The following is a 17470-nucleotide window of genomic DNA, read 5'->3' on the forward strand; positions in this document are numbered from 1 at the left end:
TTGGTAGGCATATTAGGCTAAGAAATATGCCTACTACTTTTTAAAACTTCTTATTGGGGATAATTTTTTAAAATAAATACCATTATTCTACTGTTTTATATAGTTTTTTGTTATTGTTAGACAGACTCACGTACGGTTCTGTGAGAGGAAAGAAGTCGGGAAATTTATTCCCGACTTTTACCTACTCGATTCATGAAATAGGATAATATTAATAAAGGAGATGAATAAAAAAATGAGATATGTAACGTTACTAAGAGGAATTAATGTCGGAGGCCTAAAAAGAATAAAAATGATAGAGTTAAAAAATATGTTTGAATCCCTCCACTTCAAAAATGTAAAAACATATATTCAAAGTGGAAATGTGATTTTTGATTGTGACTTTGTTGACACCTTAAAATTGTCTATTTTAATTGAAAACAAGATTAGTGAAACCTTTGGGTTCTTAGTAAAGACGATTATTCGAACAGATGAGGAATTTAAAAACATAGTTAATAATAGTCCATTTGTAAATGAGTTGAATATAGAACTTGATAAGTTACATGTAGTCTTTATGGTAGATATTCCAGAGGAAAATAGATTACTCAGTTTAGATATAAAAAAAGAAGAAAATGAAAGATTCCTTATAATTTCAAGAGAAATTTATTTATATTGCCCAAATGGATATGGAAAAACAAAATTAAATAACACTACATTTGAAAAAAAATTAGAGGCAGTTGCCACAACAAGAAATTGGAAAACTATAAACAATATTCTACTAAATATTTAAATATTAATTGTTATTTGTATATTTATCAAAAGACAGCATAAACTAGTGATAAAATATATTTAGAAATTAGGAGGATTACATATGCAAGGAAAAATGTTTTGTTTTCAATGTGAACAAACTGCGGGAGGAAAAGGTTGTACTAACATAGGAGTCTGTGGGAAAACACCAGAAATTGCAGCACTTCAGGATTTACTCATTTATCAGCTAAAGGGGATAAGTTGTTATGCTACTAAACTTTTAGCTAAAGGTGAAAAAATTGATAAGTCATTAGTTTCATTTGTTGAAAATTCATTGTTTATGACATTAACTAATGTAAACTTCGATCCATTGGATCATATTGATATGCTTAGAAGATCTCAAATAAATAAAGAAGAAATTAGGAAAAAGGCATCAGCGCAAGAAGTGAATAGCCAGGAGGCTTTATATAATTTAACTGGTAACGAGGAGCAAATGCTCGAAGATGCTAAAAAAGCAGGCGTTATGTATGATCAAGAATTAGATGCAGATATACGCTCAGTTCGTGAAACTATAAAATATGGATTAAAAGGAATTGCGGCTTATGCACATCAAGCTAGATTTATTAAATATAATAGTGATGAGGTAGATGACTTTTATTTTATAGCGCTAGCAGCATTAACTGATGATAGTTTAAATCTTCAGGATCTTACCAAGTATTTAATTAAGACTGGAGAGATGAGTGTTAAGGTAATGGAGGTATTAGATAAAGCTAATAATGAAAAATATAGCTCGCCTTCACCTACTAAGGTTAATGTAAATATTAAAAAGGGACCATTTATTGTAGTTTCTGGTCATGATTTGAGAGATCTTGAAATGTTACTTGAACAAACAGAAGGCAAGGGGATAAATATTTATACCCATGGCGAAATGTTACCTTCCCATGGATATCCTAAGTTAAATAAATTTAAACATTTAGTGGGTAATTTCGGAGGAGCTTGGCAAAATCAACAAAAGGAATTTGATGGTATACCTGGCTGTATTTTAATGACAACAAACTGCTTAATGAAACCAAGAGATTCTTATAAAGATAGAATTTTCTCAACAAGTGTTGTTGGTTGGGAGGGTTTAAAACATATATCTCCTGATGAGAATGGCAATAAAGATTTCACTGGAATAATAAAAAGAGCGCTAGAATTAGGTGGCTTTGAAAAAGATGAAGAAGTTAAAGAAATTCTAGTAGGATTTGGTCATAAAGCAACTTTAGCTCATGCTGAAACAATAGTGAATGCAGTTAAAGAAGGTAAGATCAGACACTTTTTCTTAATTGGTGGTTGTGACGGTGCAAGACCAGGTAGAAATTATTACACTGAATTTGCTCAACAGGTTCCTAAAGATTGTATTATTCTCACTTTGGCTTGTGGAAAATATCGATTTAATAAATTAGAGTTTGGTGAAGTAGCAGGACTCCCAAGATTACTAGATGTAGGTCAATGTAACGACGCATATTCTGCAGTTAAAATAGCTTCAGCACTAGCTGATGCATTTAAATGCACCATTAATGATCTACCACTTGCATTTATTATAAGTTGGTATGAGCAAAAAGCTGTTGCTGACTTATTAGCATTACTCTCACTTGGAGTAAAAGGAATTTACCTAGGACCATCCTTGCCAGCTTTCTTAAGCCCTAACGTATTACAATTCCTAGTTGATACTTTTGACATTAAACCTATAAGCACACCAGAAGATGATTTAAAACAAATACTCGGATAAAAATTATGTTAAAAGCCAGAAACCCTAATCATAAAGTGATTAGGGTTTCTGGCTTTATTATATTTAAATTTTATACTAAACTCATTTTATACTAAACTCATTTTATGCTAAACTCATTTTATCCTAAACTGATTGATTTAAGAATCATCTCTTAATATATTGAGATCCTTACCATTCATTATTTTATTCATAGTTCTCATAGAACACATTTTGCCACACATAGTGCAACTATCCGCATTCTCTGGCATGGATTCTTTTCTATATCTTATAGCTTTTTCTGGATCAATAGCAAGTTCAAACATTCTCTTCCAATTAAGATTTTGTCTTGCGTTGCTCATTTCATTATCCCAGTCGCGGCTTCCTGGAATTTTTTTACCTATATCACCAGCATGAGCTGCAATCTTGGCAGCAATAATGCCTTCACGTACATCATCAACATTAGGAAGTCTTAAGTGTTCTGCTGGAGTTACATAGCAAAGAAAATCAGCTCCACAGCTTGCAGCTAAGGCACCTCCTATGGCACTTGTAATATGATCATAACCTGGTGCAATATCAGTAACTAGGGGCCCTAAAATATAAAAAGGTGCACCATGACATAATTTCTTAGCCATTAATACATTTGCCTCTATTTCATTTATGGCCATGTGACCTGGTCCTTCTATTATAACTTGTACATTTTTCTCCCAAGCTCTTAAGGTTAACTCACCAAGAACCATTAATTCATGTATTTGGCAGGCATCGGTTGCATCGTTAATAGATCCAGGTCTGCAGGCATCCCCAAGACTTATAGTTAAGTCATATTTTTGACATATATCTAATATCTCATCGAAATGTTCATAAAAAGGATTCTCTTTATTGTTGAGTTCCATCCAAGCGTATAAAAGAGATCCTCCTCTTGATACTATATGAGTTATTCTTTTATTTCGTTTAAAAACATTTGCAGTAGCAATGTTTAAACCAGCATGAATTGTTACAAAATCAACTCCATCTTTTGCATGTTTCTCTACAACATCTATAAATTCTTGTGAAGTAATGTCCTGTAGTTCCTTATCGTAAAAACCGAGAGCATCATATATTGGCACAGTGCCTATCATAGCAGTAGAGTCAGATATAAGTCTTTTTCTAAATTCTTCAGTTTTACCAAAGGAGCTTAAATCCATCACAGCCTCAGCTTTCATATCAATGGATAATTGTACTTTCTTCATTTCCTCATCTATATCATAGCAATCCTTAGAAATACCTAGATTTACATTGATTTTTGTTTTTAAGCCTTCTCCAACTCCTTCGGGGCTTAGTATTTTATGATTTTTATTAGCTGGCAAAGCAACTACTCCCCTTGCTATTTTCTCTCTTAAAACCTCTTCAGACATATTTTCTTTTTTAGCGACTATCTTCATTTCTTTAGTTATTATGCCTTTTTTTGCAGCATCCATTTGGGTTGTAAAAGTCATCATATTCTAATCTCCTTTGTAGTTAATTATTTTTAAATAAAAAAATGCAAGCCCATAAAAGAGCTTGCAACAAAAAACGTTGTAAAAAACTCCCTACGTTGGAATTACCCAAATCAGGTTATGAGGGTCAGTGATAATATCTCTTTCTCAGCTCATAAATGAGCTCCCCTTGTTTATTTTATTTAATTATTAACTGCCCTAAGTATATTAGTTAAAGAGGGTAATGTAAAGTCCTTTTCTAGAATTACCCTTTCAGTACAAGTGTATCCATACAGTATCGATATAATATAAATGTATGTTATACTCTGCCTATTAAATAAAATTTGGGAGGTTTTCTTATGGAAAGATATGAAATTAATAAAAATTTAGCTCAGATGTTAAAGGGCGGAGTAATTATGGATGTGGTGAATGTAGAGCAGGCAATAATCGCTGAAAAGGCAGGAGCCTGCGCGGTAATGGCACTGGAGAGAGTACCTTCAGATATTAGAAAAGAGGGTGGCGTAGCTAGAATGTCTGATCCTAAAATGATTAAAGAAATAAAGGCAGCCGTAACTATTCCAGTAATGGCTAAAGGTAGGATAGGACATTTTGTTGAAGCACAAATTCTTCAAGAGATAGGGGTAGATTTTATAGATGAGAGTGAAGTTTTGACTCCAGCAGATGAGCAGTATCATATAAATAAATGGGATTTTAAGGTTCCTTATGTTTGTGGAGCAAGGAATTTAGGAGAGGCATTAAGAAGAATTGGAGAAGGTGCTGCAATGATAAGAACGAAAGGTGAAGCAGGCACAGGAAATGTAGTAGAAGCTGTTAGGCACATGAGATGTATAATGGATGAAATTAGAAAAGTGAAAAATGCTCCAAAAGAAGAGTTAATGACAATTGCTAAAGAGTTTGGAGCCCCAATTAATTTAATTGAATATGTATGGGAAAATGGTAAACTTCCTGTAGTAAATTTTGCTGCAGGTGGAATAGCTACGCCAGCTGATGCTGCACTCATGATGCAACTTGGCGCAGAAGGAGTTTTTGTAGGTTCAGCAATATTTAAAGCGGAAAATCCACAAGCGGTTGCAAAAGCTATAGTACTCGCAACTACATACTATAATGATCCAAAAGTTATAGCTGAAGTTTCAGAAAATCTAGGAAAAGCAATGAGTGGTCTAGAAATAAGTGAAATTAAAGAGAAGTTTGCAGAAAGAGGATGGTAAAATTGAAAATTGGAGTTTTATCACTTCAGGGTGGTGTAATAGAACATATCAATCATATTAATAGGCTTGGGCATCAAGGAGTAGAGGTTAAGAAACTCGAGGATATTAAAGATATACAGGGAATTATTTTACCAGGCGGCGAGAGTACAACAATAGGCAAACTTTTAAGGGAGGGAAAAATGCTCATGCCATTAAGAGAAAAAATAATTTCAGGATTACCTGTGTGGGGAACCTGTGCTGGTATGATACTACTTGCTAAATATATAGAGGGAGAGCCAGATGGTCATTTTAAAGTTATGAACATAAAGGTAAAAAGAAATGCCTATGGGAGCCAAATTAATAGCTTTAAAAGGAATGTTGTAATCAATGAGATTTCAAGCGAACCGTTACCACTAGTTTTTATTCGCGGACCATTAATTACAGAAGTTATGAGTGGTGTTCAAATAATATGTACTGTTGATGATAATGTTGTAGCAGCAAGACAAAAAAATATGTTCGTTACCTCTTTTCACCCGGAACTTACTAATAGCTTAGAATTTCATAAATATTTTGTAAATATGTGCAAGTAAAACTTATTATAAAAGGTTGTATAACAAAAGGGCACCATAAGTTTAATTCAGCATATTATATATTGTAGACAAGTCTACGAAGTGTGATAAGGAGGCGATTAACAATGTTTGCTCCTTTTATAATATGCTTAAGAGAAGGCATAGAGATATTCTTAGTAATTATTCCTCTAGTAGTTTATTTTAACAAAAACAAACTATATGGAATGACTAAGAGTGCATTGCTAGGTGGCGCTTTAGGAACTTTTATCGCAGCTATAACTGGTTCAATATTATTCTCACAAGTTGCGTTGCTAAACGGTCCTGCAGGAGAATTATTTGATGGACTTCTTGGTATAATATTAGCTGGACTCATATTATACAGTGTAGTTCTTTTAAGGAAAAATAAATCTTTTAACACAGATGCTAGTCAACAACTCATTTCATTAAGTCGAAAGGGAGTATTTATTCTTGCATCTATAACATTTTTTAGAGAATTGTTAGAAGTAATATTATTTATTTTGGCTAGTTCTTCAACTGGTTCTTCATTAACAGTTGCTGGTTCATCACTACTAGGATTAATATGTGCAGCTCTAATTGTTTATGTGATATCTAAAGGGTTTTCCAGGCTTAATATAAATGTAGTATTTTATATATTAAATCTATTTTTAGTTGGACTTGGTGCATACTACTTTGGTGATGGATTAGATGTATTATTTGGTAGATATGTTCCTGAAATTTTCAAAATGGGTATATTGTTGTACGCAGTTCCCAGTTACTATATAATGATAAAAAAAGATTTGAAAATATATTTAAATTCTGATAAAATAAAATAAGACATTTTGGTGGAAAACTTTAGTCCCATATATTTCGATTTCCAAACTTGTTTGGAAACGTTAATGTATGGGATCTTTATTTTTTTACCCAAAGGAGGATTTTATTTAGATGAAAAAGCAATCATTTTACTCAGAGCTAGACAAAGACAAGAGGTACATTCTAAATTGTTGCTTTTTTGTTTTCGCAGTTAATGGACTTTATGCAATGATCTTAGGTTCGTTGCTACCAATAATCAGTGATGAATATGGGCTAAACAATACAATGAGTGGAATTTTGCTCTCTGCGCATCAAGCAGGAAACTTAATATCTGGATTTATTGCAGGTGTGTTGCCACTTTATTTAGGAAGAAAAAAATCAATAATGTTTTTATGTAGTTTTGTTGTTATGGGATTTACAATCATGATTTTAACAGGAAATCCAGTATTACTGATTATAGGATTCACATTTACAGGATTAAGCAGAGGGAGCATTTCTAATTTTAACAACACAACTGTGAATGAATTGTCAAACAGTAGCCCGGCAGCTCTTAATTTTTTACATAGTATTTTTGCTATTGGGGCTTTAAGTGCTCCATTTTTAGTTATTCTTTGCACTAGCATGTCTGGTGACATTGGTTGGAAAATAGCAGCGGGTGTCATTATTATTCTTGCAATTATCTCTATCTTTCTTTTTTCAAAAATGAAAATAAATGATGCTCCAAAAAAGAAGAAAAATATAAAAAAATCATATGAATTTTTAAAAAGTAGTTATTTTTGGATTAGTGCTGGAATTATGCTGTTTTATTTATGCGCAGAAGCAACTATTAATGGATGGTTAGTTAAATATTTTATAGATTCAAATATTATGACTATAAAATATGCCCAAATACTTGCATCGCTGTTATGGGTAGTTATGCTTGCTGGTAGATTAACCTGTGCCTACTTAGGCGATAAAGTATCTAAGAAAACATTACTTTTGACAACAAGTTTTGGAACTGTTGCATTTTACCTATTATTACTTTCAACCAGAGATTTAACTGTCATTACAATAGCAATAATGGGATTGGGATTTTCTATGGCTGGAATTTATCCTACAACAGTTGCTAGTATTGGTAATACAATTAAGGCCTATCCTATGTCAATGGGTGTTTTGCTTATGATAGGAGGTAGTGGAGCCATTATAATGCCAATTATAACCGGTGCAATATCGGATGCCTTTGGGATTTTGGCTGGAATGAGTGCTATAGTAGTCGCTATTATTTTAATGGTATTTTGCGTGGTTTTGAGTGTTATGAGTAAAAACGAAATTGCATAACTAAATATAATTTTTGTTTTTAAATATAATTTTTAATTTGAAATATGTATTTATATTATAATAGGCATTCCCAATTGGGGATGCCTATTATAATTTTATAGCATTTTTATTCCCTTAAATATTTAAGCTAAATAATAAGCTAAATATTTAGTTTATAATTTAGCTTATTTATTAGAAATAAAGTAATAAAAACAATAAAATCATAATAAACTTATAGAAAAGACTATAAACAAAGTATTAGTTCCAAAAAAATAAAAATTCAACTAAATAATTTGGTCGTAATTATAAAATATTTATAAATATTACTTGGAATTATTTATGCAATTCATTATTAGTAAAGTTTAATAAATTTTCAATAGAAGGAGTGAAAGACGTTGGTAAATATAGAATTTTTAAAGAATAAAGCTACGGATATAAGAATAGATGTTCTGAAAATGGTATATGAAGCTAAAACAGGACATACTGGATCATCTTTATCGGATACTGATATATTGACTGTTCTTTATTACGATATTCTAAACGTAGATGCTAAGAATCCAAAATGGGAAAATAGAGATAGATTTATATTAAGTAAAGGACATGCAGTTGAATCTTTATATTGTATATTAGCAGATAAAGGATTTTTTCCTAAAGAAAAATTACAGACATATTGTAAATTTGGCACATCTTTAATTGGTCACCCAAACAACAAAAACCCTGGTGTTGAAATGAATTCTGGTGCTTTAGGTCATGGGTTACCAATAGCAGTTGGTATGGCACTTGCTGCAAAAATGAATAAAAGATCTTATAAGGTATATACACTTATGGGGGATGGTGAACAAGCTGAGGGTTCTGTTTGGGAAGGGGCAATGGCAGCTTCAAATTTTAATTTAGATAATCTAGTTGCCATTATTGATAGAAATAAACTTCAAATTTCAGGTAGTACTGAAGATGTTATGAAACTTGAAAACTTAGAAGATAAATGGAAAAGCTTTGGCTGGAATGTAATACCTGTGAATGGGAACGATGTAGAACAACTTCAAAGGGTTCTAAAAAACATTCCTAAAGATAATAAGCCTACATTGATAATGGCCTATACCACAAAAGGTAAAGGAGTATCCTTTATGGAGAATGTAGCTAAGTGGCATCATGGTGTGCCAAGCTACATTGAGATGAAAATTGCTTTAGAGGAGCTAAATAAACAAATTGGAGGAATGATTTATGAATAAGATAAGTAATAGGCAGGTAGTATGTGATACTTTGCTTAAACTTGCTGAAAGGGACAAGGAAATTGTTGTATTAACAAGTGACTCAAGGGGTTCGGCATCATTAGGCGAATTTGCTAAAATGTATCCAAAGCAGTTTGTTGAAGTTGGAATAGCTGAGCAAAATATAGTGGGAATTGCAGCTGGACTTGCGGCATCAGGAAAAAAAGCTTTTGTAGCTTCGCCAGCATGTTTCCTTACAATGAGAAGTATAGAGCAAATAAAACTAGATGCAGCTTATTCTAATACTAACGTTAAATTTATTGGTATAAGTGGTGGCGTGAGTTATGGTGCCTTAGGAATGAGCCATCATTCGCTGCAGGATATTGCAGTTTTGAGGGCAATTCCGGGGATTGGTGTATTTTTGCCTGCTGATAGACATGAAACAAAAAGACTTTTTGAGGAGTTAGTTAAGGTTGAAGGACCTGCCTATATAAGGATAGGAAGAAATCCAGTTGAAGATATTTATGAGTCAGACGATTATGATTTTAAAATTGGGAAAGCAGTTACTTTAAGAGAAGGTTCTGATATTACAATTATCGCCTGTGGTGAGACTATGAAAATCGCAATTGACTGCGCGGATGAACTTAAAAAGGAAGGAATTAGTTGTAGAGTGCTAAATATGCATACTATAAAACCTTTAGATGAAGAGGCAATTATCAGTGCAGCAAAGGAAACAAAATATATTATTACAATAGAAGAACACAGTATTTACAATGGTCTTGGGGCAGCCGTGTCTCAAGTAGTAGTTGAAAATTGTCCCGTACTTATGAGCATAATTGGAATTCCAGATGAGCCAGCAATAGCAGGAGATAGTTCAGAGATATTTAATTATTATGGATTAACCACGAGTAATGTCAAAAATATTGCTAAAAAAATGCTAAAAAAATGAGGGTAGTGAATGGAGAACAAATATATTTTGGCAATAGATCAAAGCACATCAGGATCAAAAGCTTTATTAGTTGATAATAAAGGAATTATTTTAGAGAAGGTAACGAAAGCACATAAACAAATTTATCCTAGTATTGGATGGGTAGAGCATGATCCTATTGAAATACTTGAGAATGTTAAATCAATAATTAATAAATTGTTGGATAAAGTAAAAATAAACAAGGATGAAATCAAAGTTCTTTCTATAACAAACCAGAGAGAAACAGTGGTGGTTTGGGACGCGGAAACTGGTATACCTGTGTATAATGCTATTGTCTGGCAATGTAGAAGGACAACAAAAATATGCGAAGAACTTAGATTAAAGGGCTATGAGGAAATAGTAGAAGAAAAAACAGGTTTACGTTTAGATCCATATTTTTCTGCATCAAAAGTGAAATGGATTTTAGAAAACGTTCACGGTGCAAAGGAAAAGGCTAAGAGAGGCACTTTAATCCTTGGAAATATTGATACTTGGCTTATATGGAATTTAACCGGTGGAAAAGTTCATGCTACAGATTACACAAATGCAAGTAGAACTCTCCTTTTTAATATTAAAGACCTTCACTGGGACACAGAGTTATTGGAAATCTTTCAAATTCCGAGTTCAATGCTTCCTGATATAAAATGTTCAGATAAGATTTTTGGTAACATTAAATGTAAAGGTTTAAATATAGAAGGAATACCCATAGCAGGTATAATTGGAGATTCTCAAGGAGCTTTATTTGGACAATTGTGTTTTGAGAAAGGTATGGCCAAAGCTACTTATGGCACGGGATCTTCTATAATGGTTAATATTGGAGATGAATTTGTGCAATCAAAAAATGGTCTTGTTACAGCATTGGCTTGGGGAATAAATGATAAGGTAGAATATGCAGTAGAAGGTATTATAAACTGCAGTGGAGACACTATAAATTGGGTTAAGGAAAATTTAGGACTTGTAAATAATTTTTCTCAGATTGAACCAATGATAAATGGTCTAATTGGTAACCAGGGAGTTTATTTAGTTCCTGCTTTTGTGGGACTTGGAGTTCCTTATTGGGAACCTAAGGCAAAGGCTGCAATTATAGGCATGAATAGAGATACTAAAAAAGAAAATATCGTACGCGCTGCTGTTGAGAGTATAGCTTATCAGATAAAAGATGCATTGGTTTCAATTGAAAAAGAAACCAAAATTCATTTAAAAGAAATTAGAGTTGATGGTGGAGCATCTAGTAATAATTTTTTAATGCAGTTTCAGGCGGATATTTTAGGAATTAATGTAGTAAAATCTCTTACTGAAGAACTATCTTTGATGGGGTCTGTTTATATAGCGGGACTCGGAGTAGGAATTTGGCGTTCTAGGGAGGAGCTTCAAAATATAATAAGTAAAAATAAGGTTTACAGTCCATCAATGGATATTGGAACTGTGAATAAATATTATGATGGATGGAAAAAAGCAATTAAAAAAGTACTCGCTTAGTATTAATTTATTTTGGAGGTAGGAAATGGATTATAAAATTAAAATTGGAGTAGCGCCAACAAGAAGATTTATTTTTAGTAAGGAGGATGCTTTAAAGTTTAAAAGATTGACCTTAGAAAAGTTGTCACAATTAGGTTTGGAATACGTTGATATAGATGATATTAACGATGAAGGACTTTTATATGATGAAAAGGATGTAAAGAAGGTTATTGAAAAATTTAGAAAAGAAGAAATAGATGCTTTGTTTTTTCCTCATTGCAATTTTGGTACAGAAGATTTGGTGGGAAAAGTTGCTTCAGCTTTTAAATTGCCAGTGTTACTTTGGGGACCTAAAGATGAGATGCCACTTCCTGGTGGGGGTAGATTAAGGGATACGCAATGCGGACTTTTTGCTACTGGAAAAGTTTTGAGAAGGTTTAACACTCCTTTCACATATATTCCGAACTGTAGGTTAGAGGAAGAAGCTTTTGAAAGAGGTTTAAAAAACTTTGTAGCAGCTTCAAATGTAGTTAAAGAACTTAAAAATTTAAAAATATTACAGATAGCTACAAGGCCTGCAGATTTTTGGACAATGATGTATAACGAGGGAGAACTTTTAGAAAAATTCGGAATTCAAATTAGACCTATAACAATGACTGATTTTACTAGTAAAATATTAGAAATTGAAGAAGAGAATGGTGTAAAGCTTAAGGAAACTATTGAATTCATTAAAAACAATGTTGAAGTCAACGTACCAGATAAAGATGTAAAACGTATCGCTGCTTTAAAACTTGCTATTAACAGCTTTGTAGAAAAGCTTAGTTGTAAGGCCGTAGCTATACAATGCTGGAGTTCGCTTCAAGATGCCCTTAAAATAATGCCATGTATGGCAAATTCATTATTAACGGATGAGGGAATTCCAGTTGCTTGTGAAACTGATATTCATGGTGCAATAACTTCAGTTATAGCACAGGCCGCAGTTATGGGAAAAACACCAACCTTCTTTGCTGATTGGACGGTAGCCCATCCTGAAAATAAAAATGGAGAGCTACTTCAACATTGTGGTCCATGGCCAATTTCTTTAATGAAAGCTGGAACAAAAGCAAAATTAGGTATTCCGTTTGCTTTAGATAATCAATGTTCTGGTGCTGTACATGGAGAAATAAAAGGGGGAGACATTTCTATACTAAGATTTGATGGTGATCATGGGGAGTATTCTATGCTGCTAGGAAGTGCAAAAGGCATAAAGGGTCCATTTATAACAGGAACATATTTATGGATTGAAGTTCTGAATTTGAAAAAATTAGAGGATAAATTAGTAACAGGTCCTTATGTTCATCACTGTGTTGGTGTACATGCAGATGTTGTGCCAGTAGTGTATGAGGCTTGTAAATATATACCAGGTCTTAAACCTGATCTTTATGATGACAATGAAGAAGACGTAAAAGCATTTTTAAGGGGTGAATAAAGTCTGCTAAGCAGATTTTATATAAAATATAGGGGGGAATTAATTATGGGTAAGATGTCAAAATCAATTTTAAGTTTATTAGTTATTTCTATGATGGCTGTTTCTTTAGTTGGATGTGGCAAGGGGGCAACAACAACTACGGTAGCAAAGGAGACTGTTAAAAAATCAAATCTAATTGTTATTATTACTCCATCTCCAGATAATCCATTCTTTAAGGCAGAAGCTACAGGTGCAGCTGCAAAGGCTAAGGAACTTGGGTATGAGACTTTAATTTTGGTACATGATGATGATTCAAACAAACAAAGCGAATTGTTTGATACTGCCATAGCTAGAAAGGCTGCTGCAATTATCTGTGATAATGCAGGTGCTGATGCTACTGTAGCACCAGTTGAAAGAGCTTTAAAAGCTGGTATACCAACATTTTTGATAGATCGTGAAATTAATAAAACTGGCATAGCTAAAGCACAAATTGTATCAAATAATTATCAAGGTGCTAAATTAGGGGCAGAAGAATTTGTAAAATTAATGGGTGAGAAAGGTAATTATGTAGAGTTAGTTGGTAAGGAATCTGATAATAATGCAGGAGTAAGATCAAAAGGTTATCATGATGTAATTGACCAATACACTGATCTCAAATCTGTTGCAAAACAGAGTGCTAATTGGAGTCAGACTGAAGCATTTAGTAAAATGGAATCTATAATTCAAGCAAATAAAAATATTAAAGGTGTAATTTGCGGAAATGACACAATGGCTATGGGCGCTGAAGCTGCATTAAAGAATGCAAAATTAACTAATGTTATAGTAGTAGGCCTTGATGGCAGTAACGACGTTCGTGATTCAATACTTGCAGGTGGAATTAAGGCTACAGTTCTACAACCAGCTTTTGATGGTGCTCAATTAGCAGTAGTGCAGGCAGACAAATTTATTAAAACAGGAGTCACTGGTGCAAAAGAAGAAAAACAATTAATAGATTGTATACTTATAAATTCAAAAAATGCAAAACTGTTAGAAACCTTTTCAATTACAAAATAATTAATTTGATTTTAGAAATGTACTATATGGTTAAGGGTAGTATAAATATCCTTAACCAAATTTAACCTATAATAATTTAATAGGAGATAATTAAATGAAGTCTTATAGAATAGAAGTTAAGAAACAAGTACTTATAATAATCGTTTTACTTATGCCAATTTTATTTTCTGCATGTGCCCCTTTTAAAATAGTAAAAGATAGTGATATTAACAAAGCAGGTGTAGCTTCTAATGGTGACATTTTTAATGCAGACGATTATGCAACAAAAACTTGGGATGATAAAGTTATTAAATACTTTAATCAAAAGGCAGTTGAGTCTGATATATTAATAAAAGCTATCACTGAAAATCCTGATTCGGCGGCTATTAAATATGGATATAAAAATATACAGTCTGGTGGGGAATTGAATTTTATTGTAAAAGGTAAAGGTAAGGTAATTAACATAGATAAAAGCTCTAAAAATGGAATAATTAATATTGATTTAGCTCCTTATGATAAAAAGTCTGACGTTAAAATTCAAATTGGATCGGTTATTAAGGAGACATCAATAAGAGATTCTTTAAGTTCATTAAAATTTGATGATTTTGAAAACCAGATAGATTTTGCAGCAGTATCAAATGCATATAATAAAATTGTTAATGACAAGGTTCTAAAAGGGATTGATTTTGGTAAATCTGTTAATAAGGAAATTGAGTTTATTGGAGCATTTACATTTGATAAGGATAATGGAATTATGATAACTCCTGTTAATATTAAAGTATTAGAGGGTGGAAAGTAATGAGTGTTTTTAAAGAAACTTTAGAGAAGGAAATAAAGGATGATTCTAATATCTGTATGAAGGCTATAGGAATAACCAAAGTATACCCAGGAACAATAGCCTTAGATAATGTTGATTTTAACGTTTATAAGAGTAAAGTAAACATATTAATTGGCGAAAATGGAGCGGGCAAATCTACTTTAATGAAAATATTAGCCGGGGTGGAGCAGTTAACAAGTGGTATTCTTACCTTAGACGGTAATGAAATTCAATTAAAGGATACTAGAGATGCAGTAAGCAAAGGAATAGGAATTATTCATCAAGAATTAAACTTGTTTACAAATCTGAATATTATGCAGAATATTTTTATGTCAAGAGAAGATACAAAACATGGATTTATTCTAAATGATACATTACATTATGAAAAAACAGTAAAGCTACTACAAAAATTAGAACAATCTTTTGATCCTAGAGTGAGAGTAGGCGACTTAAGAGTCGGTGAACAGCAAGTTATAGAAATTGCAAAAACAATGGCTCAGGAAAATCTAAAGATACTTATTATGGACGAGCCAACATCGGCTTTAAGCTCAGTTGAAATTAAAATATTATTTAAACTTATTAATGAATTAAAAAAGAAGAATATTGCAATTATTTATATATCACATAGGTTAGAGGAGGTAGTAGAAATTGGCGACTATATCACTATACTTAGAGATGGTAAGTTTATAGTTGAAGAAATGGTTAAAAATATTGATGTACCATGGATAGTGAGAAATATGGTTGGTCATGAACCAGTGTCATTTATTAATAGAAAGGGAAAAGTTAAAAGTGATAAAGAAATATTTAGGGGAGAGTCTATTTGTCTTAGAAATAAGGTGGGTGGATATGTAGTTGATAATGTATCTTTCTCTCTGAAAAGAGGAGAGATTTTGGGACTCTACGGCCTTATGGGTGCTGGACGTACTGAATTAATTGAATGCCTCATGGGACTGCATCCCGATGCAAAAGGCAAATTATATCTTGAAAATAAAGAAATAGATATGAACAGTATCTCAAAACAAATCAAAAGAGGATTTGCATATATCCCAGAAGATAGGCAAAGAGACGGGATAATCCAATCTTTAAATATTGGAGATAATTTAACTTTTGTTAATTTAAAAAATTATGCCAAAATTTTTCATTTGATTAAAAAGGATAAAGAAAATGATATAAATAAAATAATAAAAAAATTAGATATAAAAGTTGCTGATAGCACAATGCCAATTAACTCTTTAAGTGGTGGAAATCAACAGAAAATTGTAATTGGAAAATGGATTTTAACGTCTCCAAGAATACTCTTCATGGATGAACCTACTAGGGGTATAGACGTTGGTGCTAAAGAGGATGTTTTCAAAATAATGAATAAATTGGCATCTGATGGTTTTAGTATTATATATATATCATCCGACTTAAAAGAAATTGTAGGAGCAGCTGACAGAGTAATTGTTATGTCAAATGGAAAAGTAACAGGTGAATTTAAAGGCGATGAAATACAAGAAGAATCATTAGTTGTTGCATCTGCAGCGGGTTTTAGAGAATAGAAAATTTGATGATGATAAGGAGAGGCATTAAATTATGATATTAAATATAAAAAAAAATAATTTTAAAAATTTATCCGTTGGTGGAATTCTCTTAAAGTTAAGAACATTAATAGCCCTAATAGTTCTACTAATAATTTTCAGCATAATAACTCCTAACTTTTTAACAAGTACAACTTTAATTCTTATAGGAAAACATTCAGGCTTAATAGCAATTTTAGCTATTGGAATGACCTTTGTTATAGTCAGTGGAGGCATAGATTTGTCAGTAGGATCTATAGTAGGTTTTTCTGCAATGATTGCTGGTGGTCTTATTTTTGAAGGACTTAAAATTCCTATATTTGGAGTCACGATTTACTTTAATGTTATTATGATAATTATAATCACTTTAATAGTAGGTACACTTGTAGGTGGTTTAAATGGATTATTAATAAGCAAATTAAATGTTCCTCCTTTTATAGCTACATTAGGTATGTTATATGTTGCTCGTGGATTTGCATTAATAAGATCTAATGGACAAACTTTTCCTAATTTAGTTGGTAGTAGCAGTTTGGGTAATACAGGTTTTCCATATCTAGGGGAGGGAGTACTTTTAGGGTTACCTATCTCAATTTGGATAATGATTGTTATAGTTGCAGTTGCTGCATATTTATCTAAAAAAACTCCTCTTGGGTGGCATATTTATGCTTTAGGCGGAAATGAAAAGGCTGCAAAACTTTCTGGAGTTAGAATTAATAAAGTTAAAATGTTTGTTTATATGTTTTCTGGGTTTTGTGCTGCTATGGTAGGGTTAATTGTAGCATCACAGCTTGTAGCAGCTCATCCTGCCACTGGAGAATCATGGGAGCTAAATGCAATAGCCGCTACAGTGCTAGGCGGAACATCAATGTCAGGTGGAGTTGGTACTATAGGTGGGACTTTAATAGGCGCATTTATAATTGGTGTTCTTAATGATGGTATGATTATGATTGGTGTTTCATCCTTTTGGCAAATGGTAATAAAAGGAACAGTTATTGTTTTAGCAGTTATAGCTGACCAAGCACAGCGTAATTTTCAAAATAAAGTAACACACTAAAAAAATAAAAATGTTTAGAAATATAATTAAGAGAATAGAAAGCCATTCTCTTAATTATATTCGTAGTAGGTAGATTATAATATTTACCTATAATATAATTGAATATTTTAGCAATAATCAA

General features: G+C 32.4%; 15 protein-coding genes and 1 riboswitch. Of the genes, 14 read left to right on the plus strand and 1 reads right to left on the minus strand.

Annotated features, from left to right (window positions below):
* Positions 1 to 232 precede the first annotated feature (232 nt).
* On the plus strand, positions 233 to 766 hold the full coding sequence (locus VIM70_RS11270; protein WP_331945858.1) for a DUF1697 domain-containing protein: 534 nt from the start codon (positions 233 to 235) through the stop codon (positions 764 to 766).
* 81 nt (positions 767 to 847) lie between these two features.
* Positions 848 to 2494, plus strand: coding sequence for a hydroxylamine reductase (gene hcp / locus VIM70_RS11275; RefSeq protein ID WP_331945859.1), 1647 nt, complete (start codon positions 848 to 850; stop codon positions 2492 to 2494).
* Positions 2495 to 2631: 137 nt separating this feature from the next.
* Here hcp and thiC read toward each other — a convergent pair whose 3' ends face one another.
* Positions 2632 to 3945 carry a phosphomethylpyrimidine synthase ThiC gene (gene thiC / locus VIM70_RS11280; protein ID WP_331945889.1) on the minus strand — a complete coding sequence of 438 codons (1314 nt, stop codon included), beginning with the start codon at positions 3943 to 3945 and terminating at the stop codon, positions 2632 to 2634.
* A gap of 73 nt (positions 3946 to 4018) precedes the next feature.
* A riboswitch (TPP riboswitch) is annotated at positions 4019 to 4125 on the minus strand.
* Between the two features lie 158 nt (positions 4126 to 4283).
* Between thiC and pdxS the strand changes: the two genes are divergently transcribed.
* The 12 genes from pdxS to VIM70_RS11340 all read left to right on the plus strand — a co-directional run bounded on the left by pdxS (position 4284) and on the right by VIM70_RS11340 (position 17349).
* Positions 4284 to 5153 (plus strand): pyridoxal 5'-phosphate synthase lyase subunit PdxS, encoded by an 870-nt coding sequence (gene pdxS, locus VIM70_RS11285; RefSeq protein WP_216308896.1) that lies wholly within the window; start codon positions 4284 to 4286, stop codon positions 5151 to 5153.
* 2 nt (positions 5154 to 5155) lie between these two features.
* On the plus strand, positions 5156 to 5722 hold the full coding sequence (gene pdxT, locus VIM70_RS11290) for a pyridoxal 5'-phosphate synthase glutaminase subunit PdxT (RefSeq protein WP_331945860.1): 567 nt from the start codon (positions 5156 to 5158) through the stop codon (positions 5720 to 5722).
* A gap of 104 nt (positions 5723 to 5826) precedes the next feature.
* Complete coding sequence (locus tag VIM70_RS11295; protein WP_331945861.1) at positions 5827 to 6534, plus strand: FTR1 family protein; 708 nt, start codon at positions 5827 to 5829, stop codon at positions 6532 to 6534.
* A gap of 109 nt (positions 6535 to 6643) precedes the next feature.
* On the plus strand, positions 6644 to 7828 hold the full coding sequence (locus tag VIM70_RS11300; protein WP_331945862.1) for an MFS transporter: 1185 nt from the start codon (positions 6644 to 6646) through the stop codon (positions 7826 to 7828).
* A gap of 374 nt (positions 7829 to 8202) precedes the next feature.
* Positions 8203 to 9036, plus strand: a complete 834-nt coding sequence (locus tag VIM70_RS11305) for a transketolase (protein ID WP_331945863.1) — start codon at positions 8203 to 8205, stop codon at positions 9034 to 9036.
* Entirely contained in the window at positions 9029 to 9964 is a 936-nt protein-coding gene (locus VIM70_RS11310; protein ID WP_331945864.1) for a transketolase family protein, read from the plus strand. Before VIM70_RS11305 ends, VIM70_RS11310 begins: the two co-directional genes overlap by 8 nt.
* A gap of 9 nt (positions 9965 to 9973) precedes the next feature.
* On the plus strand, positions 9974 to 11461 hold the full coding sequence (glpK, locus tag VIM70_RS11315; RefSeq protein WP_331945865.1) for a glycerol kinase GlpK: 1488 nt from the start codon (positions 9974 to 9976) through the stop codon (positions 11459 to 11461).
* A 25-nt stretch (positions 11462 to 11486) separates the two neighbouring features.
* Entirely contained in the window at positions 11487 to 12908 is a 1422-nt protein-coding gene (locus tag VIM70_RS11320) for an L-fucose/L-arabinose isomerase family protein (protein ID WP_331945866.1), read from the plus strand.
* Between the two features lie 45 nt (positions 12909 to 12953).
* Complete coding sequence (locus VIM70_RS11325) at positions 12954 to 13940, plus strand: D-ribose ABC transporter substrate-binding protein (protein WP_331945867.1); 987 nt, start codon at positions 12954 to 12956, stop codon at positions 13938 to 13940.
* 94 nt (positions 13941 to 14034) lie between these two features.
* Positions 14035 to 14718 carry a DUF2291 domain-containing protein gene (locus VIM70_RS11330; protein WP_331945868.1) on the plus strand — a complete coding sequence of 228 codons (684 nt, stop codon included), beginning with the start codon at positions 14035 to 14037 and terminating at the stop codon, positions 14716 to 14718.
* Positions 14718 to 16277, plus strand: coding sequence for a sugar ABC transporter ATP-binding protein (locus tag VIM70_RS11335; protein ID WP_331945869.1), 1560 nt, complete (start codon positions 14718 to 14720; stop codon positions 16275 to 16277). The genes VIM70_RS11330 and VIM70_RS11335 overlap by 1 nt, the downstream gene beginning before the upstream one ends.
* A 34-nt stretch (positions 16278 to 16311) precedes the next feature.
* Entirely contained in the window at positions 16312 to 17349 is a 1038-nt protein-coding gene (locus VIM70_RS11340; RefSeq protein ID WP_331945870.1) for an ABC transporter permease, read from the plus strand.
* Positions 17350 to 17470 lie beyond the last annotated feature (121 nt).

The organism is Clostridium sp. (genome assembly GCF_036569345.1).
GTDB lineage: Bacteria > Bacillota > Clostridia > Clostridiales > Clostridiaceae > Clostridium_AD.